This is a genomic window from Flavobacterium alkalisoli (genome assembly GCF_008000935.1).
Classification (GTDB): Bacteria; Bacteroidota; Bacteroidia; order Flavobacteriales; family Flavobacteriaceae; genus Flavobacterium; species Flavobacterium alkalisoli.
In genome coordinates this window covers 412,331-438,878 of the sequence record NZ_CP042831.1, presented here as the reverse complement: position 1 = coordinate 438,878, position 26,548 = coordinate 412,331, and the positions used below count along the sequence as shown (strand labels likewise).

The window sequence follows — 26,548 nt, the reverse complement described above, 5'->3', positions numbered from 1 at the left end:
GATATGGGCAAGGTTACAGAGCAGTGTAACGGGCTGCTGGACGGCAGTTCAGATTACCCTTCATGTTGACCCTGCACCTATTGCCCCTGCACTGACAGCCCTTGAGGAATGTGCCTTTGACAATGACGGTTTTGAGAATTTCGACGTACAGTCGGTAATTGACTATATAGAATCACAGCTTACCGATGTTACGGTAACTGCGCACGAGACCATGGATGACGCGGAGTTTGGTACCAATGCCATTGACCCTGTTGACTATACCAATATCGAGGCGAACACCCAGACGCTTTACATCAGGGTATCTTCGGCCTTTACGGTTTGTTATGACATCGAGGAGCTTCAGCTGATTGTTCACCAGGCGCCTATCGCCACCGAACCGGCACCATATGCACTATGCGACAACGGTCCGGATGATACTGACGGTGAGGGTATCTTTGTACTTCCTTCAAGAGAGTCTGAGATACTTGGCGGATTGGACCCTGCACTGTACACGGTTGGCTATTTTGCGACCCTTGAGGCAGCACAGGCCAATACCCCTGCCATTGCGACCCCGGGCAGCTACACGGCTACCAATACCGATTCCCCTGTTTATGTAAGGGTAACGGACAATGCAACGGGCTGTTATGACATCGTGGAACTGGAGCTTATCGTCAACCCGCTACCTGTTGCTACCCAGCCTACACCATACACATTATGTGATGTGAACACTATAGGAGGGCAGCCTGACGAGGTTGAGGAGTTTGACCTTACCACTAAGATCCCTGAGATCATCGGGGTCCAGACGGGAATCAACGTAAACCTTCCACCATACATTGGCGGATGCTGATGCTAACGTAAATGAGATAGAGACCCCTGAGTCTTTATAGTAACCAGAGCAATGCCGAGGCGATCTATGTAAGGGTTACCATTGAGGCTACGGGCTGCTACAGGATCGTATTGCTTGATATCAGGGTAGAGCCGCTACCGATAGTGGTTCCCCCTTCCCAGGAAGACCTTACCATGTGTGACCCAGACAGTGACGGCCATGCCCAGTTTGACCTTGATGCCCTTGTTGAGGATATGATCAACAACGGAGAGAACCTTTCTGTAACCTTCCACGAGACGGCACAGGATGCGGAACTGGGTATCAACGCCATCCCTAATACGGACAACTATACCAATACCAATGCCTATAACCAGACCATCTATGTAAGGGTGGAGAACACGGTAACGGGCTGTTATACGGCTACGGCCTATGCGCTTAACCTTATTGTTGTGGATACGCCTCAGATCGATGCGGACCTTCAGGACATCACCCTTTGTGATACGGACAACAACGACCAGGATGCCATGGCAGCCGTGGACCTTACGGTTCAGGACAGCTACATACTGGAGCACTTAGGCAATGCGGACCCGTCGGATTATATCATCCATTACTTCAATAACCTTACGGCAGCCCAGAACGGCGCACCGAGGATTACCAACGCTGCGGGCTACACGGCCCAGGACGGAGAGGTTATCTATGTAAGGATTGAGGATGTTGCCACGGGCTGCTACAGCATCGAGAGCTTCACCATCCATATCAATATCCCGCTTGCCTAACACGTCCGCCTGTACTTAGCGTATGTAACGAGGCCCTGCCGAATGATATGACCACGGAGTTTGACCTTACGGTAATGGAGAACACGATACTGGGCCCATTCGGGGTAGGCCTTGGCTACACGGTTAACTACTATGAGCCGGGGGCAACCACACCGATTGCCGACCCTACTGCTTATGTGAACACCTCCAACCCGATGACATTAACGGTAGAGGTTATCACCCTTGCAGGGTGTAAGAGCTACACTACCATGACCATAAAGGTACTTCCGTTACCTACACCGAATACGACCCCTGATGCCCTTGTGTTATGTGATGACAACAATGCGGGGGACGGCCAGGAGGAGTTTGACCTTACCCAGGCAGCAGCAGATATCATGGACAACGAGCCGAACCTTATCTTAAGCTACCACCTTACTTATGATGATGCGGACCAGGATATAAACGCCATAGCGGACCCTACGCAGTTTGTAAGCGGTACGGCTACCATCTATGTAAGGGTAGAGGCCAACACGGGCAACCCGAATGATGCTGTATGTTACCAGATCGTTGAGCTTGAGCTTATCGTTAACCCGCTGCCTGCATTGGGCGAGAACGGGGCGATTCCTGCCTATGCGATCTGTGAGCAGAACACCGATGGTTTTGCCACCTTTATACTAAGCAGCCACATCCCTGAGATACTGGGAGAGGATGCCGACCCGAACGATTACCTTGTAAGGTTCTACTTTGATCAGGCAGCCCTTGATGCGGGCACAGCACTGCCGAACCAGTACAACAACATAAGCACGCCACAGGATATCCTTGTATGGGTACAGCACATAGAGAGCGGCTGTACCACCACCGCACCGATGCAGCTCCTGGTGGAGGAGGCCGCAGTAGCCAACGCCCCTGCCGACCCATCGCTGTCTACCTGTGATGATGACGGTACAAACGACGGTATGCATGCCTTTGACCTTAGTGTCTTCGATGCGGAGATACTGGGAGCGCAGGACCCTGCGGACTACAGTGTTGCCTACTATGAGAGCTTTGAGGATGCAGATAATGCAACCAACCCTATAGCGGACCCTACGGTGTATGTGAACACCACTGCCGATGTTATGACCATCTATGCAAGGGTGACCAACACCTCGACCATCAGCGGTTGCCATGACATCACGGAGATCACCCTTATAGTGGAAAGATTGCCTGAGCCTGTGATCACCTCGGTGGACGGCAGTGATACGATCTGTGTGGACTACACTACCGACGATGTGTTAAGGACAGTAACCCTGGACAGCGGCATCCCGAGCGGTATGGGCTACAGCTTTGTGTGGTACCTTGACGGAGTGGAACTGACCGATTATGACCCGGCATCTCCTACCTATGAGGCGATAGCCGAGGGTAACTATACTGTAGAGGTAACAGGCCCTGCACCACTGAACTGTATCTCTGATATCTCAGCAGCCTTCCAGGTTCAGAAGAGCGGCCCTGCCAGCCCTGTTGGTGTTGGTTATGAGGTGACCAACTACTTCAGCGACAACCAGGTTATCACGGTGTTTGTTGAAGGGTATGGAGAATATGAGTACAAGCTTGATGAGGACGGCATGTGGCAGAGCAGCAATGTATTTACCGATGTACCTGCAGGCACCCATACGGTATATGTAAGGGATGTTAGTACGGAGTTTGCGTGTGATGAGATTGCCATAGAGGGCGTAAGCCTTGTGGACTATCCGCATTACTTCACCCCTAACGGTGACGGTTACCACGATACCTGGAACATCATAGGGTTGAACCAGCCTGATGCTAAGGTGTACATCTTTGACCGTTACGGCAAGCTGATCAAGCAGATCAGTGCCACCGAAGAGAGTGAGGGCTGGGACGGTACCTTCAACGGTACGCCACTACCAGCTACGGACTACTGGTTCACGGTAACCTACCGTGAGACGGTTAACGGTATGCCGGTTGTTAAGGAGTTCAAGGCACACTTCTCACTGAAGAGATAGAAAGATTTAAATTAAAATATAAAAATGCTGCCATAAGTGGTAGCATTTTTATAATATTATTAAGTTATCATTACCAACCTAACGCAAAAATTTATATATTTGACCGCTATGGAAAAATTTAGTAAAATAAATTGACCTGTAGGACCGTTAATAAATATAAAACATCAATTAAAGTTAAAGCGCATTTCTCATTAAACGATAAGGTCGACATGAATTTTAAAAAGATTTATCTATTTTTTGGACTATTACTAACTCAGCTCTCTTTTTCGCAGGAAGGGATTGCGGTTTACTCAGATTACCTGTCAGATAACTATTACCTACTATATCCATCTATGGCAGGTGCGGCTAACTGTGCTAAATTAAGACTGACTGCACGTCAGCAATGGTTTGGCCAGGACGATGCTCCACAGTTACAAACATTAAGTTTTAATGGTAAGGTAGGAGAGCAGTCTGGTATTGGTATTATTGGTTTCAATGATAAGAATGGTTACCATTCTCAAACAGGAGCTAAATTAACTTATGCTCACCATATCCGTTTTTCAAGAGGTTATTATGACTTAAACCAGCTTTCATTTGGTATGAACGTTGGTCTTGTTCAAAGCCGCTTAGACGAGACTGAGTTTGAGCCAGATTTTGATCCTATTATTGATGGAGGTATGCAGCAAAAAGACTCTTACTTCAATATTGATATTGGAGCTTCATATCAGTTCCTTGAGTTTTATGCTCACTTTGTTGCTAAAAACGTTATTGCAAGCAAGAGAGATATTTATACAGATATTGAAAGTGATAACCTAAGAAAATACTTAATGAGTGTTGGATACGTTTTTGGAGATTCAGACCGTTTACAATGGGAGCCTTCATTAATGTTCCAAATGGTAGATGAAACAAAAGAGAAGTCTTTAGATGTTAACCTTAAAGTTTATAAAAATGTAGACTTTGGTAAAGTATGGGGAGGTTTATCTTACAGAAGATATCTTGATGGTGCACAATACATAGATGGTAATGGTGCTAAAGATCAAAACCTACAGTATTTTACTCCTATTATAGGTGTTAACTACAAACAATTTATGTTTGCCTATACTTATTCATACTTAACAGGTGATGTTAAGTTTGATAATGGAGGTTTCCACCAAATCACTTTAGGTCTTAACCTGTTTTGTGGTAGAGAGCCTTACAAGTGTAACTGTCCGGCCGTTAATAACTAGTTATAAATGCATTATTAATTCTGTCCCGATTTTTATCGGGACTTTTTTTTGGAATCTGTTATGGTAATTAAAGAAGTTAGAGGGAAGTATCCTCAAATTCCTGAGGATTGTTTTGTAGCCGAAAATGCTACGATTGTGGGAGATGTTTCTTTTGGTAAAGAATGCAGCGTATGGTTTAATGCTGTTATTAGGGGAGATGTACACTATATAAAAATAGGGGATATGGTAAACATACAGGATGGTGCGGTGATACACTGTACTTATCAAAAACATCCTACTGAAATAGGCAATAATGTATCTATTGGACACAATGCGATTGTGCATGGCTGTAAAGTACATGATAATGTACTTATAGGTATGGGGGCAATCGTTATGGATAATTGCGTTATACAAAGCAACTCGATTGTTGCGGCAGGTTCTGTTGTTACTCAGAATACCGTGGTAGAATCAGGGACTATTTATGCAGGTATACCGGCTAAAAAGGTAAAAGATATCAATGCTTCTGATTTTGCCGGTGAGATAGGTAGGATATCTAACAATTATGTGATGTATTCTTCCTGGTTTAAAGAAGAAAAAGGAGAGTAGGCTTAAAAGTCCTTTTCCTCAACTTCATATTTGTTTTCAAGAATATTAGTAAGTACAGCAGGATTGCTGTTTGTATAGAAAGTAGTATAACCTCTTTGAGACGAGGTGTTAAGTATGTCCTGATATATCAGGACATTTTTTGTTTGTTTAGCTACTGCTTCACCAGAATCGATTATTTTAACGCTCTGTGGGAGTATTTTTTTTATTTGCGGTATAAGATAAGGATAATGACTGCAACCAAGCACCAGATAGTCTATATTGGCTTTTATCATAGGTTCAAGATAGGTTTCCAGCAGCTCTTTCATCTCTGCCGATTCAAGAGAGCCTTCTTCAATAAGCTTTACAAGTCCGTGGCCTACCTGTTCAACAATCTTAATGTCTTTGTAGTTTAAAACGGCTTTATGGAAAAGTTCACTGTTTAAAGTTCCTTTTGTGGCAAGTATGCCTATTGTTTGTGTTTTAGTAAAGCTTGCAGCAGGTTTAATGGCAGGTTCTATCCCAATAAACGGGACATCGTATTTAGCCCTTAGTTCCTTAATGGCATTTGTTGTGGCAGTATTGCAGGCAACAACTATCATTTTGCAGTTTTGCTCAAGTAAAAACTCGGTGTTTTTACAGCTTAATTCCACGATTTCCTCTTTGGGTCGCATTCCATAAGGCGCATTTCTACTGTCGGCAAGATATATGGTATTTTCGTTAGGAAGGAGATTATGTATCTCTTTCCATATCGAGGTTCCGCCTACTCCTGAATCAAATAAGCCTATGGGGTTCGTGGTATTGTTCATAACAACAAATATAAAAAAAAACGACTCATATATGAGTCGTTTAAATATCTTGAAAATGATGGTTTTTAGAAACCTAATTCTTTTTTCACGTCAGCCATTAAATCTGGTCCGTCAGCAAGGATAACGCCACTTCCTGTAGAAGAGTCAAGAACATACTGATATCCTTTAGCTCTTGCTACTTTTTGGATAGCATTTTTAGATTTCTCAAGAATTGGCTTATAGATAGCTTCTTGTTTGTCCTGAAGTTCTTTTGTAGCTGTTTGCTGATATTCCTGAATTCTTTGTTGCATATCCTGTACTTCTTTAGCACGTGCCTCATTTACCGCATTTCCTGCAGTAGCCTCTTCATCACCATATTTTTGAATCTTTGCCTGAAACTCCTGTACCATCGTTTTGTACTGAGTATCATAGGTTTTGCTAATTTGCTCTAGTTGAGTGTTAGCTGCTTTCATCTCTGGCATAGCTGTCATTAATTCACTTACATTGATGTGTGCCACTTTAGCCTGAGCTGATACAGTTTGGCTAACTCCTATGAAAAGTGCTACAGCGATTAGTAAAGATTTTAATTGTTTCATCATTTAAGGTATTTGTATTAATTTTTGTTTTTATCTGTCGTTAATTTCCTTCACCTTCTGCAGGGGTAGTCTCATTTTGCTCCTGCGGTTGTTCTTCCTGAGTTTGCTGTGTATTTTTGTTGCGTTGTTCTTCGCGTGCTTTTTTTGCAGCTTCCCTTTGTTCAGCAAGTTGTTTTTTACGCTCTTCTATTTCTTTTTTGCGCTCTTCTATCTTACGCTCTCTTTCTTCTCTGGCAGCCTGTATGGCATCCTGTCTTTCAGTTTGGGCATCAGTTGTGGTGCTTTCTCCGGCAGGTCTTTCTCCAGTTGTTTCTGTTTCTCCGGAAGTATCCTCAGCAGTTTTGTCTGTCTGAGTGCCGTTTCTTTTAGCTTCTCTTTCTCTCTTTTGCTGCTCTTTTCTTTCTTCGTAAGCTCTTCTTTTTTCTTCCTGCGCCTTTCTTCTTTCTTCTAAAATTCTTTCTCTCTCTGCTTTTCTGTCTTCAAGCTTCTGTTGTTTTTCAGCATACGCAGGATCGATCTCAAGCTCTTCCTGCTTTTCCTGTTCTTCAAGCTGTTTAAGTTCTTTGTTGCTAAGTTTTTCCCTCTTTGCAGCTCTTGTCATTCTTCCTATAACAAAATCACTGATGTCATGTCTTTTAGCAGAGAAAAGCATTGTCATGTCTGATGACTTATCAAAAATGAAGTCATAGTTTCTTGATTCAGCAAGATCCTGAACGATATTAAAAACCTGATCCTGAATTGGCTTAACCAATACGGCTTTTTGAGTAATAAAGTCTCCGTTTGGTCCAAACCTTTTCTGTTGGTACTCTATAAGGTCTTTTTCTAAAAAGCTTATCTCTTCTTCTCTTTCTTCAATAAGCTCTTTGGTTAAAAGCGCTTTTTCGGTATCAAGATTTTGTTTAAGCTTATTTATTTCATTTTTCTTTACTTCCATTTCCTGCTTCCACTTTTGAGCTTTAATCTCAAGTTGGTTTTTTGCATCGGCATAGTCAGGTACTTTTTCAAGTATGTACTCCATGTCTATATAGGCAATTTTAAGCCCGCGTGACTGAGCTGTAGCCGTTGCAGCAGTAAATAATACCAGTAATACTAAAAAATGTTTTTTCATAACTTCTTTACATATTAGAAAATATCATGCCAATTTTTTAAAACTGTTGGCCAATGATAAAGTGTGTTTCCCATCCGTTCTTTTGTGTGGAGCCCGGAAGTGGGTCAAATCCATTACCAAAATCTATTCCTAACAATCCGAAGGCCGGCATAAATACCCTTAGACCGAAACCTGCCGAACGTTTTAGAGCAAAAGGATTGTATTGCTGGAAAGAGTCGTATGAATTACCTGCCTCTAAGAAGGTTAATACATATATTGACGCCTGTGGTTTAAGTGTAATAGGGTAACGAAGCTCTAATGAGAACTTGTTGTATACCGTACCACCGTTTATAGATGATAGTGCCTGGTTAGGGTAACCCCTAAGCTGTATTACTTCACGTCCGTCTAGCGAGTAGTTAGCTAAACCGTCACCACCCACAAAGAATCTTTCAAAAGGAACAACCCCTCTGTTCGAATTATAAGCACCAAGGAAACCGAATTCCCCTAATGTTCGAAGCACTAATTTACCATAAATTTTTGTATACCAATCGGCTTTCATCTTAATCTTATAATATTCAAGCCAATTAAATTTCTTCTGGTCTACCTTACTTCTGTCTGCAGCTGCAAGCGCAGGATCGTGAGTTACCTGATAAACCGGATTATCGTCTGTACCTATATTTTTAAGGTAGTTACCGTTACTGTCTCTTAGTTTATATTCATCCTGACTTCCTAAGTTAGCATAATCTATATTGTTGAATAAAGAGTATGGAAGTGTCATTTTAGCACTTACACTAACTATTGAACCCGAAGTAGGGAATATAGGAGATCCTCTACTGTCTCTTGTAACCTCGAGCGTGTAAGCTAAGTTACGTGAGCTACCGTTACCAAATGTAAACAGTCCTGTATTATAGTTGTTAAGGTTGTAGTACTGGAATGTCATGGCATGAGATATGGTTATCCTGTCATAAAAACCACTAAGCCTTTTTGCTAAACCTAATGTTACTGAACTAATAGTAAAGCTTTGGCTTCTGTCTACATCCCTTGTTTGGAAGTTGTACAGATACTGGTTACTGTGCGATAATGACGAGAATAACTGTATAGGTTTCTTACCACCCAGCCATGGCTCAGTAAACGATAAACTATAAGTTTGGAAATAAGTACTACCCTGCGCACGTAGCGACAGTTTTTGTCCGTCTCCCATAGGGATTGGTTTGTAGGCATCCTTATTGAAAATATTCCTTAATGAGAAGTTGTTGAATGAAAGGCCCAGTGTACCAATAAAACCGCCGCCGCCATAACCTCCCTGAAGTTCTATCTGGCTTGATCCTCTTTCTGTAACGTTCCATTCAATATCTACTGTTCCGGTTTCGGGAGAAGGGTTTTTAATGTCAGGCCTGATTGTTTCTGCATCAAAATATCCTAATGATCCCAGCTGCCTAACCGTACTAACTACGTCTTCTTTATTCCATTTTTGCCCTGGCCTTGTTAAAAGCTCACGGTATATAACTCGGTCGTTAGTTTTGTCGTTCCCTACAACAGTAATTTTGTTTAGGTAAGCAATAGGTCCTTCTACGATACGGATTTCAAAATCTATAGTGTCATTCTCTGTTCTAACCTCTACTGCATTGATGTTAGAGAACAGGTAACCATTGTTTTGGTATAGGTTGGTAAGGTCTTCACCGTCAGGTTTAGTTTGATCGGCTATCCTTTTTTGAAGAAGGATACCATCATAAACCTCGCCTTTTTTAATGCCTAATACCTGTTTTAAGTATTGGTTGGTATATACGGTGTTACCAATAAACTTAATGTCACCAAAGTAGTATTTGCGACCTTCTTCTATGGCAATGTTTATTGCTACAGTATTTTTCTTAGGGTTATAGATAACGGTATCGGAAGTAACACGTGCATCACGATAGCCTTTTTCTTTGTATTTATCTACAATGCTTCCTAAGTCTTCCTTGTATTTGTCTTTGATGTATTTAGAAGATTTAAAGATACGCAACGGGTTCATGAAGCTTTTTTGTTTAGTGTTCTTCATGGCGCTTCTCAGCTTACTGTCAGTAAGCATGGTGTTACCTTCAAATTTGATTTTGGAGACTTTTACTTTTTTGCCCCTGTCTATGTTAACTACCATTTTTACAGTATTTGCACTGTCAGGTATTACATTAATAGCAACTTTTGTATTGTAGTAACCGTCTTTTTTGTACTTATTCTCAATATAGTTTCTAGTATTGGTAATAAGGTTTTCGTTTACATATTTTCCTTTAGTAAGTTCAGTGTCCTTAATAAGAGTTTCTATTTTACTCTTTCTAAGTCCCTGCATTTTTACATCACTAAGTTTAGGGAGCTCATTTACATTAAGCTCAAGGTAAATACTGTCACCTTTAATTTCGGAGGCATAAAACTCAATATTGTTAAACAGTCCAAGTTTCCATAACTTTTTTATGGCATTACTTATTTCCTCACCGGGAACATTAATACGTTGCCCTTTTTCAAGGCCGGTAAATTGTACTACGGTTTGTTCGTTATAGGTAAGTTTTCCGGTTACGTCCACACCTGCCAGTATATACTGGCCCGGTTCAACCCTGTCCTGCGCTGCGGCAGTACCGGATAGAATACAAAATACTACTCCTAAAAATAATTTAATGCGTTTATAAAACATCACGCTGTTATTTAACTTGTTCACTGGTTTTTCCAAATCTACGTTCTCTTTTTTGGTAACTGATAATTGCGTTGTGCAGGTCTTTTTCACTAAAGTCCGGCCATAATACATCGGTAAAATAAAATTCTGCATATGCGCACTGCCATAACAGGAAGTTGCTTATTCTTTGTTCGCCGCTGGTTCTTATAACCAGGTCTACATCCGGCATGTCGTGCGTATACAGGTGTTGAGTAATTATTTCTTCATTTATATCTGTTACCGCTATCGCGTTTGTTTTTACTTTTTCACTTATCTGTTTAACAGCTGATATTATCTCTTCCCTGGAGCCGTAGCTAAGGGCAAGGGTAAGTACCATCTTGTTATTGTCTTTTGTTTTTTCTATAACCTCAAAAAGCTGGTTTCTGGCTTTTTCGGGAAGCAATTCGCTGTTGCCGATAGTGCTTAGCCTGATGTTGTTTTTTTGAAGTGTAGGAAGTTCCTTTTTCAAAGTGTTGATAAGGATTTTCATTAGGGTTTGAACTTCCAGTTTAGGCCTGTTCCAGTTCTCTGTAGAAAAGGTATACAGGGTAAGGTATTTTATACCAAGGTTGGTACAGTTTTCTATAGTTTGTTTTACTGATTTTGTCCCGCTTTCATGGCCAAAAGCCCTTAACATGCCACGTTGCTTTGCCCAACGGCCATTCCCGTCCATTATTATGGCAAGGTGAGTAGGTAGGTTTTCAGTATTTATAGTAGTTGATTTGTTCATGATATTAGTTAGGGCAGTAGCAAGGCTTTTCTCCAAAAGTATAAGTAAGGGTAAATCCGGTAAATACATACCAGTCTTCGCTTTCTAAGTTACCAAAGCGAAGGTTCTGGAAGGTATCGTCTTCCGGATAGCTGCCGTCTAAATTATCGGTAAATGTATATCGTGCGCCCACTTCTAAGCCTATTACAAAATTTGGTAATACATTCGTTTTTATACCTACTATCATCGGTATGGCAAATGAGCTGTTGTTTCCGTTATCATAGGTTCTCCCGTTGTTGATATACTGCTCATCATACCATGCATAGCTAAGCCCGCTGTATACATAAGGGGTTAGCTGAAACTCCGGTTCATGCAGGTTAAAATCGAAAAAATTAAATTCAAGGCCTAAAGATAACTCTTTTACTGTATTATCAAACGAATAGCCCCTTTGTTTTCTTCCGCTTGAGTCAGAATCCGCATCATTAGCAGATATCTTTGCGTAAGTAAATGAAGCCCTGTAAGAATGGCGGGTACTCCTGTTGTATTTATATAGTAAACCCACTGCAAGATCCTTCGGTGCTATATAGTTCGTAGGACCCACATCTCCAATGTAGTTGCTTCCTCCGGCAAAAATACCCACTTCATTAATCTGGGCTTCTGCTTTCAGTGAAAAAACAATTAAAAATAAAACAACAAAAACTCTACTCATTTTATCAAAATAGGTGCAAATATAATAATATAGATTTCTAAATCGCCTTAGTTAAGACTTTTTACAATCTATTAACCTGAATTTGGCAATCAGGCTCAGTCTACAAAACGACAGAAGGTGTAGTGTAGTATGTAATGAAGTCAAAAAAGTTATTTTTTAATTTCTTTTGTCTTCACCCCAAAGAAGTTTTTTGCGAAGCGTTTTTATGAATTTTTCTTCCGGAAATTCAACCATATTTATTTTGAAGCCTGTTTTCCTTATGGTTAACGGTGTTTCAATGTCTACAGTGAGTATTCTGGAGTCAAGGGAAATAAGATGTTGCGGTTCCCTTCCGCTCACTTTCAGTTCCAGTTCTGTATCATCCGGAATTACAAGCGGGCGTGCATTTAGGTTATGCGGTGCTATAGGTGTTATTACAAGGCTGTTTACCTCCGGGATAAGCAGCGGGCCTCCACAGCTTAATGAATATCCGGTGGAGCCCGTAGGGGTAGATATAATAAGTCCGTCTGCCCAGTAGGCATTAAGGTAGTCGCCGTTTAATTTTACCTCTATGGTTATCATTGAGGTGGTGTCTTTACGGCTTACGGTAATTTCGTTAAGTGCAAAGTCGAGCCCATCTTCTTTTTCCATTCCTTCATAGTCAAGGGAAAGAAGTGTTCTTGGTGAAATCTTGTATTTATTTTCAAAAATAAGCGGCAGCAGTGTCTCTATATCTTCCTGCTGTACGGTTGCTAAAAAGCCCAAACGCCCGGCATTGATACCAAGCACAGGTATGTTTTTATCGCGTACATAAGTAGCTGCCCTAAGCATGGTGCCGTCGCCGCCTATACTTATAAGCATATCAAAACGCCTGTCCAGCTCTTCATGATGGGTAAAAGTTGAAAATGATTTTTGTAAAAGCCCTTTTTCTGTAATGGCTTTATAAAAGTTTGCTTCAAAAACCACTTCGGTAGTATGTCCTTCAAAAACCGAGAACATCTTCTCGATTATGTCTTCGGTGTTGTCTTTGTAATACTGACCGTAAACAGCTATCCTCATATTCTTCACGCTTATTATATGTTCAGGTATTTGTCCAGGTAATCAGAACGGTCTTTTAATGTGTTAAGGTAGGCGTCTTCCTGATGTTCAGAAATAATTTCATAATTATACCTCCTGAATGTCTGGATTATTTCACTAAGCCCGCCCAGGCTTATTTTTAAGGTAATCTGTACTTTTTCAAGGTTAGCTTCAGATATGAACGATCCCAAAAGCCTGCCGTTGTTGCTTTCTACTATCTGCGCCACTTCGCTCATTGTGTAATCGGCAACTCCTTTTTCCACTACAAGTATGCCTCCGTCTTCTTTAAGGAAAGGGGTTTGATGGAAAAACTGTATTATATCTGTAATTTCATAATAGCCCAGGTACTTATTTTCGCTATCCAAAACAGGCATTATGTTGGTTTCGTTTTTGGCAAATACTTCAAGCACATCAAGCCAGATTGTTGTATCCCTAACAAAAAACCTGTCAAAAGTATAGCGCATGTCATTCATGGTTTTGTCTATTTCCATAAGGTCGATGTCTTCGCTGCCGGCACAACCTATATATACATCGTTTTCCAGTACAGGAAAATGTGAAAATGGGTATTCGGCAAAAAGATCCTGCGCATCTGCTACAGATTCAGTTGTGTTAAGGGGTTTTATTTTATTGTTGATAAAATCAGTTATATCAATCATGTTGGGGAAGTATCAGTTACTAGTGCAAAATAATCAAAAATAAGAATATTCTACCTTAATTTTACTTTGTATTTTTGTGTAAAATTCAAATAAACAGGGACAAAATGACAAAACTTAGTGTAAATATAAACAAAATAGCAACGTTAAGGAACTCAAGAGGCGGTAATGTGCCTGATTTGCTTAAAGTTGCTGCCGATGTTCAGAAATTTGGAGCACAAGGGGTTACCATTCACCCGAGGCCTGATGAAAGGCATATCCGTTATCAGGATGCAAGGGATTTGGTTCCTGTTGTTTATACAGAGTATAATATTGAGGGTAATCCTATAAAGAAATTTATGGATTTAGTGCTGGAAGTAAAGCCTACACAGGTCACACTGGTTCCTGATGCGGATGATGCCATAACATCTAATGCGGGTTGGGACACGATAAAGCATAAATCGTTTTTGCAGGAAGTGATTGCCGAGTTTAAGAGAAATGGCATTCGTACCTCCATTTTTGTTGATCCTGTACTCAACATGATTGAAGGGGCTAAAGAAACCGGTACAGACAGGATTGAACTTTATACCGAAGCATTTGCTCATGAATACGGATTAGGGAATGAAGCGGGTATTGCACCTTATGTGGCTTCAGCAAAACTTGCAAACGAGTTGGGTTTAGGTCTAAATGCCGGTCACGATCTTAGTCTTGATAATATTAAGTTCTTTAAAGATAACATTCCGGGGCTTCTGGAAGTTTCTATCGGGCATGCCCTTATTTCTGAATCACTTTATCTGGGTATTGAGAATGTAGTGAATATGTATCTTCAAAAACTTAAATAATAATGAGTTTATATTCAAGAATAGAAGGAAGCGGAAAGCCATTGCTTATAATTCACGGCTTTTTAGGAATGTCTGACAACTGGAAAACGCTTGGCGGGCAATATGCCGAAAGAGGGTTTGAAGTTCATGCCCTGGATATGAGAAACCATGGCAGAAGCTTGCAGTCAGATGAGTTTAATTATGATTTAATGGTGCAGGATCTTTATGACTACTGTAAAGAGCATAATCTTGAAAAGGTTGACATAATAGGCCATTCAATGGGAGGGAAGATAAGTATGTTCTTTGCTATGACGCATCCTGAAATGCTTGAGAAGTTAGTGGTTGCCGATATAGGGCCTAAATACTACAGGCCACATCATCAGGACATACTTGCCGGGCTTAATGCGATAGATTTTTCTGTAAAACCGAGCAGGAGTGATGTTGAGGAAATATTACAACAGTATATCCCTGACTTTGGTACCCGTCAATTCCTGATGAAAAACCTTTACTGGGTAGAGCAGGGACAACTGGCTTTCAGGTTTAATTTAAAAGTCCTTACCGAGAAAATAGATAATATCGGTACTGCATTGCCGGAAGGTACTGTATATGATGGGTCGGTTTTATTTTTAAGGGGTGACAGATCTGATTATATAAAAGATCAGGATTTTGAAACTATTCACAATCATTTTCCTAAAGCAATAATAAAAGATATTAAAAATTCAGGGCACTGGTTGCATGCCGAAAATCCAAAGGATTTTGTTGCAGAGACACTGGCGTTTCTTACTGCATAAATACAAAAGGCTGTTCAACTGAACAGCCTTTTGTATTTAATCTTTTTTAGTCATTATTTTAGGGAGTAATGTTTTTTTGAGGCCTTCCTGTAAAAAGCGCCATAAAAAGTTGAATACCGATTTACTTTTTTCTCTGTCAACACTTACATCGGCCTGTTTTAAGTCGCCGTCACTATCATTTTTGGCTAACAGGTTTCCAACAGCCGACATGAGTTTGTTTTCTTTCTTCCCATCCTTTTTGTAAAGTTTTACTTTTAGGTTTTCATACCTTATTGCAAAAGCACCATTTGATGTTTCCCGATTGCCGTTAAAGGTGAAATAAATCTGTTCCAGGTCACCTTGTGTGGTAAGATTCATAAGAGGCTTTGCTACGGGGTCTATCGTGCTGCTGTTTACATTTTGTAAATGTCCTTTTATGGTAAAGGAGTCACTTTGGTCCGGGATATTAAACGTCCAATGTACATTTAACGGTGACGATTTCATAAACAGGCAGCTTACGTCCAGCGAGGTGGTTGGGAACTCTTCTTTATGCAACGGGCTGTATATGTTGGCTACCGTAGCATTAAAATTTGAGAAGGACACCTTTGCCGGTTCCCTGTCGTAGCTTTGCTGTTCCTGATATTCAAGATAGGAGTCTTTCAGGTTTATTTTGTCAATCTGAAGGTCAAAATTCAGTTCCCTTAACATCTGGCTATACAGTTTTTTGGTGCTAAGATCGTCAGTTGGCATTTTTGGCCTGTAGATTACCGCATTTACCTTATTAAGGTTTATTTCAGGAGAATGCACAAAAAGAGTGTCGTTTACAAATCCCCAAACAGAATTTGGGACATGTATTTTTTCTACCGCTATTCGGTATTGGTCTTTTTCTTTAGGTATGGATTTAGCAAAAGCGATACGGCTAAGCTCCGGGGTCAGTTTAAAATTATTTACAATAGCAGAGGTGTCGCTTAATGTTATTTTTTGAGTCGTAATATGGTATTGGCTCCCTGCCTGATAATAGATGCTGTCGCAGTTAAACAAATAAGACGAGTATTTAACAGGCATATTGTTCTTTACTGTAGAACTGTCTACTTTTATTTTTTTTAGATTAATCTTTATGTTATAGGCTTGGAGTTTTATTTTATCTGTGGAGTCCAATAATGTGAATTTACCCTCTGTTAGGTCAATTGTTTCTGTAGATATAGTATTTTTAAAAGGCTTAACAAGTTTTCCTTTAACGTGATATTTGTTTTCTTCGGGGTAAAGAATGATTTCCGGTTTCTCTATAATGATATGCTGTACTTTTATTTTATCGTTTACAAGCAGTTGCCATAGGCTAAAACTCTCTATTTTTATCTTATCAATTTTTCCAAAAGCACCATTTTTCATTGGGGTTCCGGAAGTATCTTTAGGAGATAGTGCTGCATCCAGAACAGTTAGGTTTCCGCGCAGTAAGTCAATGTCAAGATCCCTGTAGCTGATGTTGTAAGGCATTTTTTCTTCCGATTGTAGTACAGAAGGTAGTTTTTGGGATATCCAGTAGCTTATTCCGTAATTGGCTATTATTAGGAGTAGTATTAAAACACCTGTTCCGATGAGTATTTTTTTTAAGAGGGACATAAGGCTGATTTGATTTTAACGGGTAAGGTACAGCGATTTAAATGATTCTTAAACTACTTTATGCTTTTGTTAATAGTATGGTGTCCTAATCTTTAGTTAACGAAGTTCTTAATAGTTAATTCTGGTTAATTTTATGTTATTTATTTAAAATATAGATTTTTTAACAATCATATTGTCAAAAAAAATATGTATTTTTTGTAAAATAAATTATTATGAATGCATAATATTTTTGTCTCAATCGTTGTATTTTTCATAAAATATCCTAAATTTGATATAAGCTATTTACAATATGAAAAACTAATACTTATTTAACCATGAGAAAACTATTATCTTTAACCCTAATGGCTTTAACGGCTTCCACGGCTTTTGCAGGTGGATACAGGGTTAGTCTTCAGGGGCAGAAACAGCTGGCTATGGGGCATACCGGTGTGGCTGTTATAAACAGTGCCGAGGTTTTGTTTTTTAACCCTTCGGGTATGGCATTCCTGGAAGACCGTTTTAATGCATCTATAGGGGGTAATGCCCTTTTTGCAAGAACAAAGTTCCAGAACAGGGAAAATAACTGGATGAATTCTACAGAGAATTTTGGAACACCTTTTAGTGCATATGTTTCTTATAGAGCTACCGACTGGCTTTCGGTAGGTTTAGCGGTTTATTCACCTTATGGTAGTGCTGTTGAATGGGATCAGGATTGGCAGGGTTCTCACCTGGTTAATAATATCGATCTTCAGGCTATTTACGTTCAGCCGTCTGTATCATTAAAAGTGAACGATTATTTTAGTGTAGGCGGTGGTCCTATATTTGTAACGGGTAGTGTTAACTTTAATAGAAACGTTAGCAGAAGCCTTACGGATGAAAACGGAAACAGGACAGATTTAACTATAGATGCCACTGGTGTAAATGCGTGGGGGTGGACAGCAGGGTTTACTTTAAAGCCAGTAGAGAAACTTACAATTGGTGCTAACTATCGTTCAGAAATTATAATGGAAGCTCGCGATGGTGATGCTACTTTCCATGATGTTCCTGCTTATCTTTCAGGTACATTAACCAATACAACTTTTGATGCAGATCTTCCTCTTCCTGCTGAACTTACCGTAGGTTTTTCTTATGAAGTAAATGATAAGCTTCTTTTTGCTTTTGATTATAACAGGGCTTTTTGGGATGCTTACAAATCGTTAGTGGTTGATTTCCATAATAGTGTTCCTACATCGGTTAACCCTAGAAATTATCAGGATTCAAACACATACAGAATAGGAGCTCAGTATATTGCTAACGATAAGTTCTCTTTCCGTGCGGGTTGGTACTTTGACGAGAGTCCGGTTCAGGATGGTTACTTTGCTCCTGAAACACCAAGAAATGATTCTATGGGATATACAGGTGGTTTAACATATAAGATAAACCCTAAACTGGGTGTAGACTTCTCATTCCTGTTCCTACACTTTGATGAAGTTGATAATTCATATGATTACTATCAGGAAGACGGACAGTATACTTCATTTGGAGGTACTTACAAAAGTGTTGTGTTTTCTCCGGGTATAGGTTTAAGTTATAGTTTCTAATAAAAATTGACATGAAAAATAAATTTATATACTTATCATTGCTTGCTGCGGGCCTTATTGCCTGTGAACCTGAATTTGATAATGAGGTAAGCAACAGTAGTTACAGTGCCGGAGATGCAGATTTTACATCTTATGTGGCAATAGGTAACTCTTTAACTGCAGGTTATATGGATGGTACTGTTTCCAGAGTGAGCCAGTCTTATTCTTTTCCTAACCTGTTATCACAGCAGTTTGCTGTAGTGGGTGGAGGTGCTTTTACACAACCGTCTTATGATGATGATATTAACAATGCGGGAGGTCTTTTGCTTGGTGGTAATCAGATAGCTGCTACAAGGCTTATTATTGATGCTACTGCCGGTGGTCCTGAGCCTCTTGCTGCTGCGTGTACTATTGAGGTGGGTAATCTTCAGGCTACAGCTTATAATAATATGGGTGTGCCGGGAGCAAAATCATTCCACTTACTTGCACCGGGATACGGTAATCTTGCAGGTGTTGCGTTAGGGCAGGCAAATCCTTATTTTGTGCGTCACGCAACTTCGCCGTCTACTACTGTAATGGCTGATGCAATGTCTAAAAATCCAACTTTCTTTACTAACTGGATAGGAAGTAACGATGTTCTTTCCTTTGCAACTTCAGGAGGTATTGGTGTAGACCAGACAGGTAATTTCGATCCCTCTACTTATGGGGCAAACGATATTACAGACCCTAATGTATTTGCCAGTGTGTATTCGGGAATTACAGATCTTCTTACTTCAGGAGGGGCAAAAGGAGTTGTGGCTACAGTTCCTAATGTAACGTCAATACCGTTTTTCACTACAGTGCCCTATAATCCTTTAACTACAAGTACTTTGGGTGGGGGTAATACTCAGGCAGGTGCTGCTGCAATGAACGAACTTAATGGTACTATATATGCGTTTTTAGATCAGGTGTTTACTGCGCTTGGTCAGCCGGATAGGATTAACCCATTGTCTGTTTTAGGTGCTAATCCGCTTTTAATTAAAGATGAGGCAGCCACTAATTTTAGTGCACAGATTACTGCAGCTGCGGGTGGTATTCCTCAATTTGCACCTTATGCAGCCTTTTTAGGGCAAACTTTTGGACAGGCAAGACAAGCGACTGCAAACGATCTTATATTGCTTACAACAAGAAGCGTTATAGGTACTGCTCCGGCAGGTATACCGGCTCCTTTTGATAAATTTGGGGTTACTTACCCGTTGCAGGATAATCACGTACTTACTGAGGCTGAAATAGAAATGGTTAATACTGCTACTTTAAGTTATAACCAAACGATTAAGGCTATTGCGGCTTCTAAAGGTCTTGCTGTGGCAGATATGAATGCAATTCTTAACCAGCTTGTAAGTGGTTTAAGAGTAGAGGATGGTCAGATTTATACAGCAGATTATTTTAGTACTTCTGCTCTAAATACTACTGTTTTCTCTCTTGACGGAGTACATCCTAATGCAAGGGGGTATGCTGCTATCGCAAATGAGATAATTAAAGTTATTAATGAGCATTATAATGCTAACCTTCCGCTAATAGTTCCCGGGTACTATCCTGGTGCTACTGTATTGCCAACAAACTAGTTAGGTTAGCCATAACATTTTCTTAAAAGCGCCGCATTTTAGCGGTGCTTTTTTTATATTTATGTCAGCAATAAAATTTTTTAACATGAGAACACTTATAAATATTTTCTTTACCACTGTTTTTGTTTTGTTGTTATCTCACCTGCTGCCGGGAGTTAGGGTAGACGGCTGGGGGTCGGCATTACTCGTGGCTTTGGTGTTAGGGTTGCTTAATATTTTTGTAAAGCCACTATTGGTTTTGTTTACGCTTCCTGCAACAATCTTTACTTTAGGGTTGTTCCTGCTGGTTATAAATGCTGTTATCATTTTACTTTGTGTAGAGCTGGTTCCCGGCTTTTATGTAGATGGCTTTTGGTACGCCCTGCTTTTTAGTCTTATACTATCATTTTGCCAGTCGCTGGTAACCAGACTTTCAGAAAAAGAGGCTTCCTGAAAATAAGCAGCAGTATTCTTTTTAAGGGTGTTGAAATACAATATTTTAAAAACTTGTATGGGTTGCAAAAAAAGTATATTTTTGCAACCCATAATTTTATGGTTTTTAAAATAATTTAGATAATGAATATTACAAGAGAGCAGGTAGATGCATTAAATGCTGTTGTAACAGTAGCTATTACAAAAGAGGACTACAAACCAAAGGTAGATAAAGTTTTACAGGATTACAGGAAAAATGCAAGCATTCCCGGATTCAGGAAAGGTGCTGTTCCAATGAGCCTGATACAAAAACAATATGGCAAAGCCATTCTTGTAGATGAGGTAAACAAATTACTTCAGTCTTCACTTAACGATTATCTTGTTGAGGAGAAACTGGATATATTAGGTAATCCGCTTCCTAAATTGACTGAAGATTTCAACTGGGATGCTGATGATTATGCCTTTGAATTTGAACTTGGTCTTGCTCCTGAATTCAAAATAGACCTTGCTGCAAAAAACAAACTTGTAAAATATATAATCAAGGCAGACGATACTATGCTTGAAGAGCAGCTTGAGCGTATTCAAAAACAATACGGTAAGCTTGTTTCTAAAGAAAAATCAGAAGAAGGTGATGATATCCGCGGTACGTTTACAAACGAGGAGAAAGGTATCAACAATACAGTAACTATTACTCCTTCTATCTTCAAAACTAAAACTACCGGAAAGAAATTTATCGGTAAAAAAGTAGGGGATGTTGTAACAGTTTCTACTAAAAACCTTTTTGATGACGATCACAAACTTATGGATTACCTTAAAGTAAGCCATGACGATGTACACGGTCTTGAAATTGATGTAGACTTCACTATCGAAGAAATAAATACTACTGAGAAAGCTGAGCTTAACCAGGAGCTTTTTGATAAGCTTTTTGGTGAAGGTGTTGTAACTTCTGTAGAGCAGTTAAAAGAAAAAATTAAGGAAGACGCAGAGCAGCAATTTGCTACTCAGGCAGACCAGAAATTCCTTAACGATGTAACTGAGTTCTTAATTGAGAACACTAAATTCGACCTTCCTGCTGAATTCCTTAAAAAATGGATACAGACTGTAGGTGAGAACCCGCTTACTGCAGAGCAGGCTGAAGAAGAGTATGCTAAATCTGAAAAAGGTTTACGTTACCAGTTAATTGAAGGTAAGGTTATTACTGAAAACAACCTGCAAATAACTTTTGACGATCTTAAGGCTTATACTTCAGATGTTATTAAAAAACAAATGGCACAATTCGGTCAGATGAACCCAACTGATGCTGATGTTGATAATATTGTTTCAAGAGTTCTTTCTAACAAAGACGAAGTAAAGAGATTATCTGAGCAGGTAATGAGCGAAAAAATGCTTAACCTTTTCAAAGAAAATGTTAAAGCAAAAGAGAAAGAAGTTACTTATCAGGACTTTATTAAGGAAATGTACGGAGAGTAATTTCTCGTAAAAAATAAGTATATTTGAGCGTCAGGATTTATATCCTGACGCTTTTTTTATTGTCGAATATTTTAAATCCAAAAATGACTATGAATTTCGGTAAAGAGTTTAAAAAATATGCTACAAAACATCATGGCATAAACAATCTATATTATGATAAATTAGTTAACCGTGTAACCCCAATGGGCATGACTCCGTATATTATGGAAGAGCGCCAGATGAATGTTGCCCAGCTTGACGTATTTTCACGTTTAATGATGGACAGGATTATCTTTTTAGGTACCGGTATAGACGACCAGATTGCAAATATTGTACAGGCTCAGTTATTATTCCTGGAAAGTACAGATGCTTCTAAGGATATTCAAATCTATATCAACTCTCCAGGAGGTAGCGTATATGCAGGTTTAGGTATGTATGATACCATGCAGTACATCAGGCCTGATGTAGCTACTATCTGTACAGGCATGGCAGCTTCTATGGGAGCAGTATTACTTTGCGCAGGTGCTGATGGTAAGCGTTCGGCACTTCCGCATTCAAGAATTATGATTCACCAACCGTCGGGAGGTGCACAGGGTGTCGCTACCGATATGGAGATCAATCTTCGTGAAATGTTAAAACTAAAAGAGGAGTTATATCATATAATAGCTAAGCATTCTAAACAGGATTATGACAAAGTTTACAAAGACAGTGAGCGTGATTACTGGATGAAAGCTACAGAGGCTAAAGAGTATGGTATGATAGACGAAGTGCTTGTTAGGGAGTAAAACAGAATAAAAATCGTATCTTTGCGTTTTATTTGGCCGGGGCAATGTCTCTGGCTATTAAAACCTTATAAAATTATATGGCTAAAGAAGTATTAGAATGTTCTTTTTGCGGCAGAAAAAAGCCTGAGACCAATTTACTTATTGCAGGGATCAATGCACACATTTGCGATCGCTGTATTGAGCAGGCTCACGGTATAGTGCTTGAAGAGCTGAGACAAAGCGGTTCTGCATCGCTTTCTGCTGAGCTTGAGCTTAAAAGACCAAAGGAAATAAGGGCATTTCTTGATCAGTATGTAATAGGGCAGGACCAAACTAAAAAAGTGCTGTCTGTAGCGGTATACAACCACTATAAAAGGCTGATGCAAAAGCAGGACGATGAGGGTGTTGAAATTGAAAAGAGTAACATTCTTATGGTTGGTCAAACCGGTACAGGTAAGACCCTTGTGGCTAAAACCATTGCCAGGATGCTTAATGTGCCTTTAACTATTGTAGATGCTACTGTTCTTACAGAGGCAGGTTATGTAGGAGAGGATGTGGAAAGTATACTTACCCGTTTACTTCAGGCGGCAGACTATGACGTTAAAAAAGCAGAAAAAGGAATTGTATTTATAGATGAGATAGATAAAATTGCCCGTAAGAGCGATAATCCGTCCATTACACGTGATGTTTCGGGAGAAGGGGTACAACAGGCACTATTAAAGCTGCTTGAGGGTACTGTGGTAAACGTTCCGCCTAAAGGGGGAAGGAAACACCCCGACCAGAAGTTTATCGAGGTAAATACACAGGATATCCTGTTTATTGCAGGAGGTGCTTTTGATGGTATTGACCGTGTAATATCTAAAAGGCTTAACAGGCAGGCTGTAGGTTACAGTACTTCCCGTAATGCCGATAATATTGATAACGACAACCTGTTGCAGTATATTATTCCTAAAGATGTAAAAGACTTTGGTCTTATACCTGAAATAATAGGAAGGCTGCCGGTTTTAACGCATATGGATCCTCTGGATAGGGAAACGCTTAGAGCTATCCTTACAGAGCCTAAAAATGCGCTTATCAAGCAGTACAGAAAGCTATTTGCTATGGATGAGGTGGAATTATCGGTAAGTGATGATGCCTTAGACTATATTGTAGACAAAGCCTTAGAATACAAGCTTGGTGCAAGGGGACTACGTTCACTTTGTGAAGCCATCCTTAACGAAGCGATGTATGAAATCCCGGGTTCTGATGAGAAAGAGCTGCATATCGATAAAGAGTATGTAGAACATCATCTTAATAAGACTTTATTAAAAAGACTTAAGGCAGCATCATAATGTTGCCTGATAAAAAAAAAGGCTGCCATTCGGCAGCCTTTTTTTATGCATCTTTTTTGATGTTAACCTGTTCTGTCGATTTTGTTGCCTCACACCATCTTTTACCGCATCCCAGTCTTTTTGGTCCGCATGATGTTAAAAGCAGTAAAGCAGCACCCAATAGTGGTAAATAAATCCTTTTCATAGCTTTTCAATTTTTACAAATATAAAAACTTGATATAAAAGGCTAATAATTTAACTGTTAATGTTTAAGCGGTTACGTCGGCAGGTTGCATGGCCTTAAGTTGTTCCATATAATGCCTTTCGTTAGAAAGCCTCGGGATTTTATGTTGACCTCCCAGTTTATCCTGGGCTTTAAGCCAGTCGTAAAATAACTTTGGCCTTGCCACATTTATTACCAGTGGGTTTAAGGTCATGTTGTTGTAACGCTTAGCTTCGTAGTCTGAGTTAAGTTCCTGTAATGATTTGTCAAGAACTTCAGTAAAATGTTCTATGTTTTCCGGGTGCTTGTCAAATTCTATAATCCATTCGTGTGCACCTTTTTCTTTGCCCTCCATAAAAATAGGGGCAACGGTGTAATCGCAAACATCGGCTCCTGTAAGTCTACAGGCTTTGGCTATTGCCCTGTCGGTATTTTCTACCATCAGTTCTTCCCCAAAAACGTTAATATGGTGTTTGGTGCGTCCGGTTATTTTTATTCTGTATGGGTTTAATGATGTAAAGCGAATAGTGTCGCCAATAAGGTAACGCCATAATCCCGAATTGGTAGTAATAAGTACAGCGTAGTTTTTATTAAGCTCAACATCTGCCAGTCGTACTGCTTTTTGGTTTGGTGAACCAAAACTATCCATAGGTATAAATTCATAGAAAATACCATAGTCAAGCATCAGTAAGAGCTCATCACTTTCATTGGTGTCCTGTATGGCAAAAAAGCCTTCAGAGGCATTGTATATTTCATAATACCTGAAATCGCTTTTAGGCAGTATCTTTTTGTATTGTTCGCGGTAAGGCTCAAAGCTAACGCCTCCGTGAAAATAAACTTCCACATTTGGCCATATCTCATGAAGGTTTCCTTTTCCGGTCTCCTCCAGTATCCTGTTCATTAAAACAAGCATCCACGAAGGGACACCTGCAAAGCTGGTAACGTTTTCGTTTACGGTTTCCTTTACAATTGCAGAAAGCTTGCTTTCCCATTCACTCATTAGCGATACCCTGTTGCTTGGGGTACTGCTGAATTCTGCCCACATAGGCATATTCTCTATAAGTATGGCAGAAAGGTCGCCAAAAAAAGTATTATTGTCCTCATACAGCTGTTTACTGCCTCCAAGTCTAAGGCTTTTTCCCGTAAACAGTTGGGCATCTTCATTATTGTTAAGATACAGGCAAAGCAAGTCTTTTGCGGCCTTATAATGGCAGTCTTCCAGTGCTTCGGCGCTAACGGGTATAAACTTGCTCTTTGCATTGGTGGTACCGCTGGATTTGGCAAACCATTTAATTTGCGACGACCAGATAACATTTTGTTCGCCACGGCGGGTCTGCTCTATAAGCGGCTCCAGATCTTCGTAGGTGGAAATAGGAATCCTTTCGGCAAAAGTAGCATAGCTTCTTACCGACGAAAAATCATATTTCCTGCCAAAAGAGGTGTTTTCGGCACTTCTCACAAGGCTGTGAAGCAGTTCCTCCTGAACCTCGTTAGGGTATTTAAGGAACAATTCTATCTGATGGATTCTCTTCTTCAAAATCCATGAAGCAACCGAATTGATAATCGCCAAAGCCATATTTTATAGTATCTTTATGCCATTTATGCCATAAAAATACTAAATTTTCCATGCAATACGAAGGAGTACTAACAAAAATGCAAACCGAACAGGGCACCCCGATACAGTATTATCTGGTGTTTGAGAATAGTTTTTTGAATATGAATCAGTTATTGGGCAGAGATCTTGAGATTAATTTTCAGGGATTTAAGTGTCTTAACTGTGGAAAAAAGAAGAAAATATACAGAACAGGTTTTTGTTACGACTGCTTTTACAGTATACCTGATGCAGGTGACTGGATTATGCGCCCTGAACTGAGTACTGCGCATTTGGGTATTGCCGACAGGGATTTGGAGTATGAAAAGAAAGTACAGCTACAGCCGCATATTGTATATCTGGCATCTGCCAGTGATATGAAGGTAGGGGTTACCCGTAAAACACAGGTGCCTACACGATGGATAGACCAGGGAGCATCGCAGGCTATTCCGCTCATAGAAGTGCCTAACCGTTATCTGGCGGGTATTACCGAGGTTGCTTTAAAAGACCATTTTTCGGATAAGATAAACTGGAAGAAAATGCTGCTTAATGATATTATGGAGATTGATCTTATTGGCAGAAGAAATGAGATGCATGCCTTATTACCGGATGAGGTAAAAGAATATTTTGAAACTACTCCAGAGAAACTTTATACTTTAGAGTATCCGGTATTGGAATACCCTAAAAAAATAAACAGCCTTAACCTTACCAAAACTCCTGCATACAGCGGTAAGCTTACAGGTATAAAAGGGCAGTATCTTATGTTTGAAGACGGTACAGTATTTAATGTAAGGTCTTATGAAGGTTTTGAAGTTATTATAAGTGTATAATACAGTTGCTATATAAATAAAAAGCCCCTGCTTA

At 39.9% G+C, this 26,548-nt stretch carries 25 protein-coding genes; 14 read left to right on the top strand and 11 right to left on the bottom strand.

The genetic code is table 11. The features are described from left to right. Positions 1-211 precede the first annotated feature (211 nt). From FUA48_RS01775 to FUA48_RS01755, 5 genes are all read left to right on the top strand, one after another. Entirely contained in the window at positions 212-826 is a 615-nt protein-coding gene (locus FUA48_RS01775) for a hypothetical protein (protein ID WP_147581838.1), read from the top strand. A 110-nt stretch (positions 827-936) separates the two neighbouring features. After that, entirely contained in the window at positions 937-1,581 is a 645-nt protein-coding gene (locus FUA48_RS01770; protein WP_147581837.1) for a hypothetical protein, read from the top strand. Positions 1,582-1,628: 47 nt separating this feature from the next. Continuing rightward, a complete protein-coding gene (locus FUA48_RS01765; RefSeq protein WP_147581836.1) occupies positions 1,629-3,560 on the top strand; it encodes a T9SS type B sorting domain-containing protein in 1,932 nt (643 codons plus the stop codon). Between the two features lie 209 nt (positions 3,561-3,769). Then, the gene (locus tag FUA48_RS01760; protein WP_147581835.1) at positions 3,770-4,765 is read left to right on the top strand and encodes a PorP/SprF family type IX secretion system membrane protein; all 996 of its coding nucleotides are present in this window, start codon (positions 3,770-3,772) and stop codon (positions 4,763-4,765) included. 60 nt (positions 4,766-4,825) lie between these two features. Next, positions 4,826-5,350, top strand: a complete 525-nt coding sequence (locus tag FUA48_RS01755; RefSeq protein ID WP_147581834.1) for a gamma carbonic anhydrase family protein — start codon at positions 4,826-4,828, stop codon at positions 5,348-5,350. A gap of 2 nt (positions 5,351-5,352) precedes the next feature. Here the strand turns inward: FUA48_RS01755 and murI are convergent, their stop codons facing one another. The 8 genes from murI to FUA48_RS01715 all read right to left on the bottom strand — a co-directional run bounded on the left by murI (position 5,353) and on the right by FUA48_RS01715 (position 13,607). Then, positions 5,353-6,135 carry a glutamate racemase gene (gene murI / locus FUA48_RS01750; protein WP_147581833.1) on the bottom strand — a complete coding sequence of 261 codons (783 nt, stop codon included), beginning with the start codon at positions 6,133-6,135 and terminating at the stop codon, positions 5,353-5,355. Positions 6,136-6,200: 65 nt separating this feature from the next. After that, entirely contained in the window at positions 6,201-6,710 is a 510-nt protein-coding gene (locus FUA48_RS01745; RefSeq protein ID WP_147584937.1) for an OmpH family outer membrane protein, read from the bottom strand. A 40-nt stretch (positions 6,711-6,750) separates the two neighbouring features. After that, positions 6,751-7,818 (bottom strand): OmpH family outer membrane protein, encoded by a 1,068-nt coding sequence (locus tag FUA48_RS01740; protein WP_147581832.1) that lies wholly within the window; start codon positions 7,816-7,818, stop codon positions 6,751-6,753. A gap of 37 nt (positions 7,819-7,855) precedes the next feature. Then, positions 7,856-10,459 carry an outer membrane protein assembly factor BamA gene (bamA, locus tag FUA48_RS01735; protein WP_147584936.1) on the bottom strand — a complete coding sequence of 868 codons (2,604 nt, stop codon included), beginning with the start codon at positions 10,457-10,459 and terminating at the stop codon, positions 7,856-7,858. 7 nt (positions 10,460-10,466) lie between these two features. Next, on the bottom strand, positions 10,467-11,207 hold the full coding sequence (locus tag FUA48_RS01730) for an isoprenyl transferase (RefSeq protein WP_147581831.1): 741 nt from the start codon (positions 11,205-11,207) through the stop codon (positions 10,467-10,469). A 4-nt stretch (positions 11,208-11,211) separates the two neighbouring features. Continuing rightward, positions 11,212-11,895, bottom strand: coding sequence for a type IX secretion system protein PorG (porG, locus tag FUA48_RS01725; RefSeq protein WP_147581830.1), 684 nt, complete (start codon positions 11,893-11,895; stop codon positions 11,212-11,214). A gap of 156 nt (positions 11,896-12,051) precedes the next feature. Further along, the gene (locus FUA48_RS01720; RefSeq protein WP_147581829.1) at positions 12,052-12,933 is read right to left on the bottom strand and encodes an NAD kinase; all 882 of its coding nucleotides are present in this window, start codon (positions 12,931-12,933) and stop codon (positions 12,052-12,054) included. Between the two features lie 14 nt (positions 12,934-12,947). Beyond that, the gene (locus FUA48_RS01715; RefSeq protein ID WP_147581828.1) at positions 12,948-13,607 is read right to left on the bottom strand and encodes a CBS domain-containing protein; all 660 of its coding nucleotides are present in this window, start codon (positions 13,605-13,607) and stop codon (positions 12,948-12,950) included. A 104-nt stretch (positions 13,608-13,711) separates the two neighbouring features. Here FUA48_RS01715 and FUA48_RS01710 point away from each other — a divergent pair, with 104 nt between their 5' ends. Together FUA48_RS01710 and FUA48_RS01705 are read left to right on the top strand one after the other, a co-directional pair. Then, a complete protein-coding gene (locus FUA48_RS01710) occupies positions 13,712-14,425 on the top strand; it encodes a pyridoxine 5'-phosphate synthase (RefSeq protein ID WP_147581827.1) in 714 nt (237 codons plus the stop codon). A gap of 2 nt (positions 14,426-14,427) precedes the next feature. Further along, the gene (locus tag FUA48_RS01705; protein WP_147581826.1) at positions 14,428-15,195 is read left to right on the top strand and encodes an alpha/beta fold hydrolase; all 768 of its coding nucleotides are present in this window, start codon (positions 14,428-14,430) and stop codon (positions 15,193-15,195) included. 36 nt (positions 15,196-15,231) lie between these two features. Here the strand turns inward: FUA48_RS01705 and FUA48_RS01700 are convergent, their stop codons facing one another. Next, the gene (locus FUA48_RS01700) at positions 15,232-16,794 is read right to left on the bottom strand and encodes an AsmA family protein (RefSeq protein WP_147581825.1); all 1,563 of its coding nucleotides are present in this window, start codon (positions 16,792-16,794) and stop codon (positions 15,232-15,234) included. 314 nt (positions 16,795-17,108) lie between these two features. Between FUA48_RS01700 and FUA48_RS01695 the strand changes: the two genes are divergently transcribed. The 6 genes from FUA48_RS01695 (at position 17,109) to clpX (ending at position 23,891) form a co-directional block, all read left to right on the top strand. Continuing rightward, entirely contained in the window at positions 17,109-18,353 is a 1,245-nt protein-coding gene (locus tag FUA48_RS01695) for an OmpP1/FadL family transporter (protein WP_147581824.1), read from the top strand. An 11-nt stretch (positions 18,354-18,364) separates the two neighbouring features. Then, entirely contained in the window at positions 18,365-19,936 is a 1,572-nt protein-coding gene (locus FUA48_RS01690; protein WP_147581823.1) for a G-D-S-L family lipolytic protein, read from the top strand. Between the two features lie 85 nt (positions 19,937-20,021). Next, positions 20,022-20,369, top strand: a complete 348-nt coding sequence (locus FUA48_RS01685; protein ID WP_147581822.1) for a phage holin family protein — start codon at positions 20,022-20,024, stop codon at positions 20,367-20,369. 122 nt (positions 20,370-20,491) lie between these two features. Next, positions 20,492-21,817 carry a trigger factor gene (gene tig / locus FUA48_RS01680; RefSeq protein WP_147581821.1) on the top strand — a complete coding sequence of 442 codons (1,326 nt, stop codon included), beginning with the start codon at positions 20,492-20,494 and terminating at the stop codon, positions 21,815-21,817. Between the two features lie 89 nt (positions 21,818-21,906). Beyond that, entirely contained in the window at positions 21,907-22,581 is a 675-nt protein-coding gene (clpP, locus tag FUA48_RS01675) for an ATP-dependent Clp endopeptidase proteolytic subunit ClpP (protein WP_129752338.1), read from the top strand. 77 nt (positions 22,582-22,658) lie between these two features. Next, positions 22,659-23,891, top strand: coding sequence for an ATP-dependent Clp protease ATP-binding subunit ClpX (clpX, locus tag FUA48_RS01670; protein WP_129752337.1), 1,233 nt, complete (start codon positions 22,659-22,661; stop codon positions 23,889-23,891). Between the two features lie 43 nt (positions 23,892-23,934). Here clpX and FUA48_RS18315 read toward each other — a convergent pair whose 3' ends face one another. Both FUA48_RS18315 and FUA48_RS01665 read right to left on the bottom strand, forming a co-directional pair. Beyond that, positions 23,935-24,075, bottom strand: a complete 141-nt coding sequence (locus FUA48_RS18315; protein WP_168196926.1) for a hypothetical protein — start codon at positions 24,073-24,075, stop codon at positions 23,935-23,937. 64 nt (positions 24,076-24,139) lie between these two features. Beyond that, the gene (locus FUA48_RS01665) at positions 24,140-25,669 is read right to left on the bottom strand and encodes a GH3 auxin-responsive promoter family protein (protein WP_147581820.1); all 1,530 of its coding nucleotides are present in this window, start codon (positions 25,667-25,669) and stop codon (positions 24,140-24,142) included. 50 nt (positions 25,670-25,719) lie between these two features. Between FUA48_RS01665 and FUA48_RS01660 the strand changes: the two genes are divergently transcribed. Then, positions 25,720-26,514 carry a DUF2797 domain-containing protein gene (locus tag FUA48_RS01660; protein WP_129752335.1) on the top strand — a complete coding sequence of 265 codons (795 nt, stop codon included), beginning with the start codon at positions 25,720-25,722 and terminating at the stop codon, positions 26,512-26,514. Positions 26,515-26,548: the final 34 nt, after the last annotated feature.

Bases quoted from the DNA above. Each gene is read 5' to 3' on its own strand.
- FUA48_RS01690 (WP_147581823.1), top strand. From the start codon at position 18,365: ATGAAAAATAAATTTATATACTTATCATTGCTTGCTGCGGGCCTTATT.
- FUA48_RS01710 (WP_147581827.1), top strand. From the start codon at position 13,712: ATGACAAAACTTAGTGTAAATATAAACAAAATAGCAACGTTAAGGAAC.
- FUA48_RS01660 (WP_129752335.1), top strand. From the start codon at position 25,720: ATGCAATACGAAGGAGTACTAACAAAAATGCAAACCGAACAGGGCACC.
- FUA48_RS01765 (WP_147581836.1), top strand. From the start codon at position 1,629: ATGACCACGGAGTTTGACCTTACGGTAATGGAGAACACGATACTGGGC.
- FUA48_RS01740 (WP_147581832.1), bottom strand. From the start codon at position 7,818: ATGAAAAAACATTTTTTAGTATTACTGGTATTATTTACTGCTGCAACG.
- FUA48_RS01685 (WP_147581822.1), top strand. From the start codon at position 20,022: ATGAGAACACTTATAAATATTTTCTTTACCACTGTTTTTGTTTTGTTG.
- FUA48_RS01665 (WP_147581820.1), bottom strand. From the start codon at position 25,669: ATGGCTTTGGCGATTATCAATTCGGTTGCTTCATGGATTTTGAAGAAG.
- clpP (WP_129752338.1), top strand. From the start codon at position 21,907: ATGAATTTCGGTAAAGAGTTTAAAAAATATGCTACAAAACATCATGGC.
- tig (WP_147581821.1), top strand. From the start codon at position 20,492: ATGAATATTACAAGAGAGCAGGTAGATGCATTAAATGCTGTTGTAACA.
- FUA48_RS01755 (WP_147581834.1), top strand. From the start codon at position 4,826: ATGGTAATTAAAGAAGTTAGAGGGAAGTATCCTCAAATTCCTGAGGAT.
- murI (WP_147581833.1), bottom strand. From the start codon at position 6,135: ATGAACAATACCACGAACCCCATAGGCTTATTTGATTCAGGAGTAGGC.
- FUA48_RS01775 (WP_147581838.1), top strand. From the start codon at position 212: ATGGATGACGCGGAGTTTGGTACCAATGCCATTGACCCTGTTGACTAT.
- bamA (WP_147584936.1), bottom strand. From the start codon at position 10,459: ATGTTTTATAAACGCATTAAATTATTTTTAGGAGTAGTATTTTGTATT.
- FUA48_RS01705 (WP_147581826.1), top strand. From the start codon at position 14,428: ATGAGTTTATATTCAAGAATAGAAGGAAGCGGAAAGCCATTGCTTATA.
- clpX (WP_129752337.1), top strand. From the start codon at position 22,659: ATGGCTAAAGAAGTATTAGAATGTTCTTTTTGCGGCAGAAAAAAGCCT.
- FUA48_RS01730 (WP_147581831.1), bottom strand. From the start codon at position 11,207: ATGAACAAATCAACTACTATAAATACTGAAAACCTACCTACTCACCTT.
- FUA48_RS01695 (WP_147581824.1), top strand. From the start codon at position 17,109: ATGAGAAAACTATTATCTTTAACCCTAATGGCTTTAACGGCTTCCACG.
- FUA48_RS18315 (WP_168196926.1), bottom strand. From the start codon at position 24,075: ATGAAAAGGATTTATTTACCACTATTGGGTGCTGCTTTACTGCTTTTA.
- FUA48_RS01715 (WP_147581828.1), bottom strand. From the start codon at position 13,607: ATGATTGATATAACTGATTTTATCAACAATAAAATAAAACCCCTTAAC.
- FUA48_RS01745 (WP_147584937.1), bottom strand. From the start codon at position 6,710: ATGAAACAATTAAAATCTTTACTAATCGCTGTAGCACTTTTCATAGGA.
- FUA48_RS01700 (WP_147581825.1), bottom strand. From the start codon at position 16,794: ATGTCCCTCTTAAAAAAAATACTCATCGGAACAGGTGTTTTAATACTA.
- porG (WP_147581830.1), bottom strand. From the start codon at position 11,895: ATGAGTAGAGTTTTTGTTGTTTTATTTTTAATTGTTTTTTCACTGAAA.
- FUA48_RS01720 (WP_147581829.1), bottom strand. From the start codon at position 12,933: ATGAGGATAGCTGTTTACGGTCAGTATTACAAAGACAACACCGAAGAC.
- FUA48_RS01760 (WP_147581835.1), top strand. From the start codon at position 3,770: ATGAATTTTAAAAAGATTTATCTATTTTTTGGACTATTACTAACTCAG.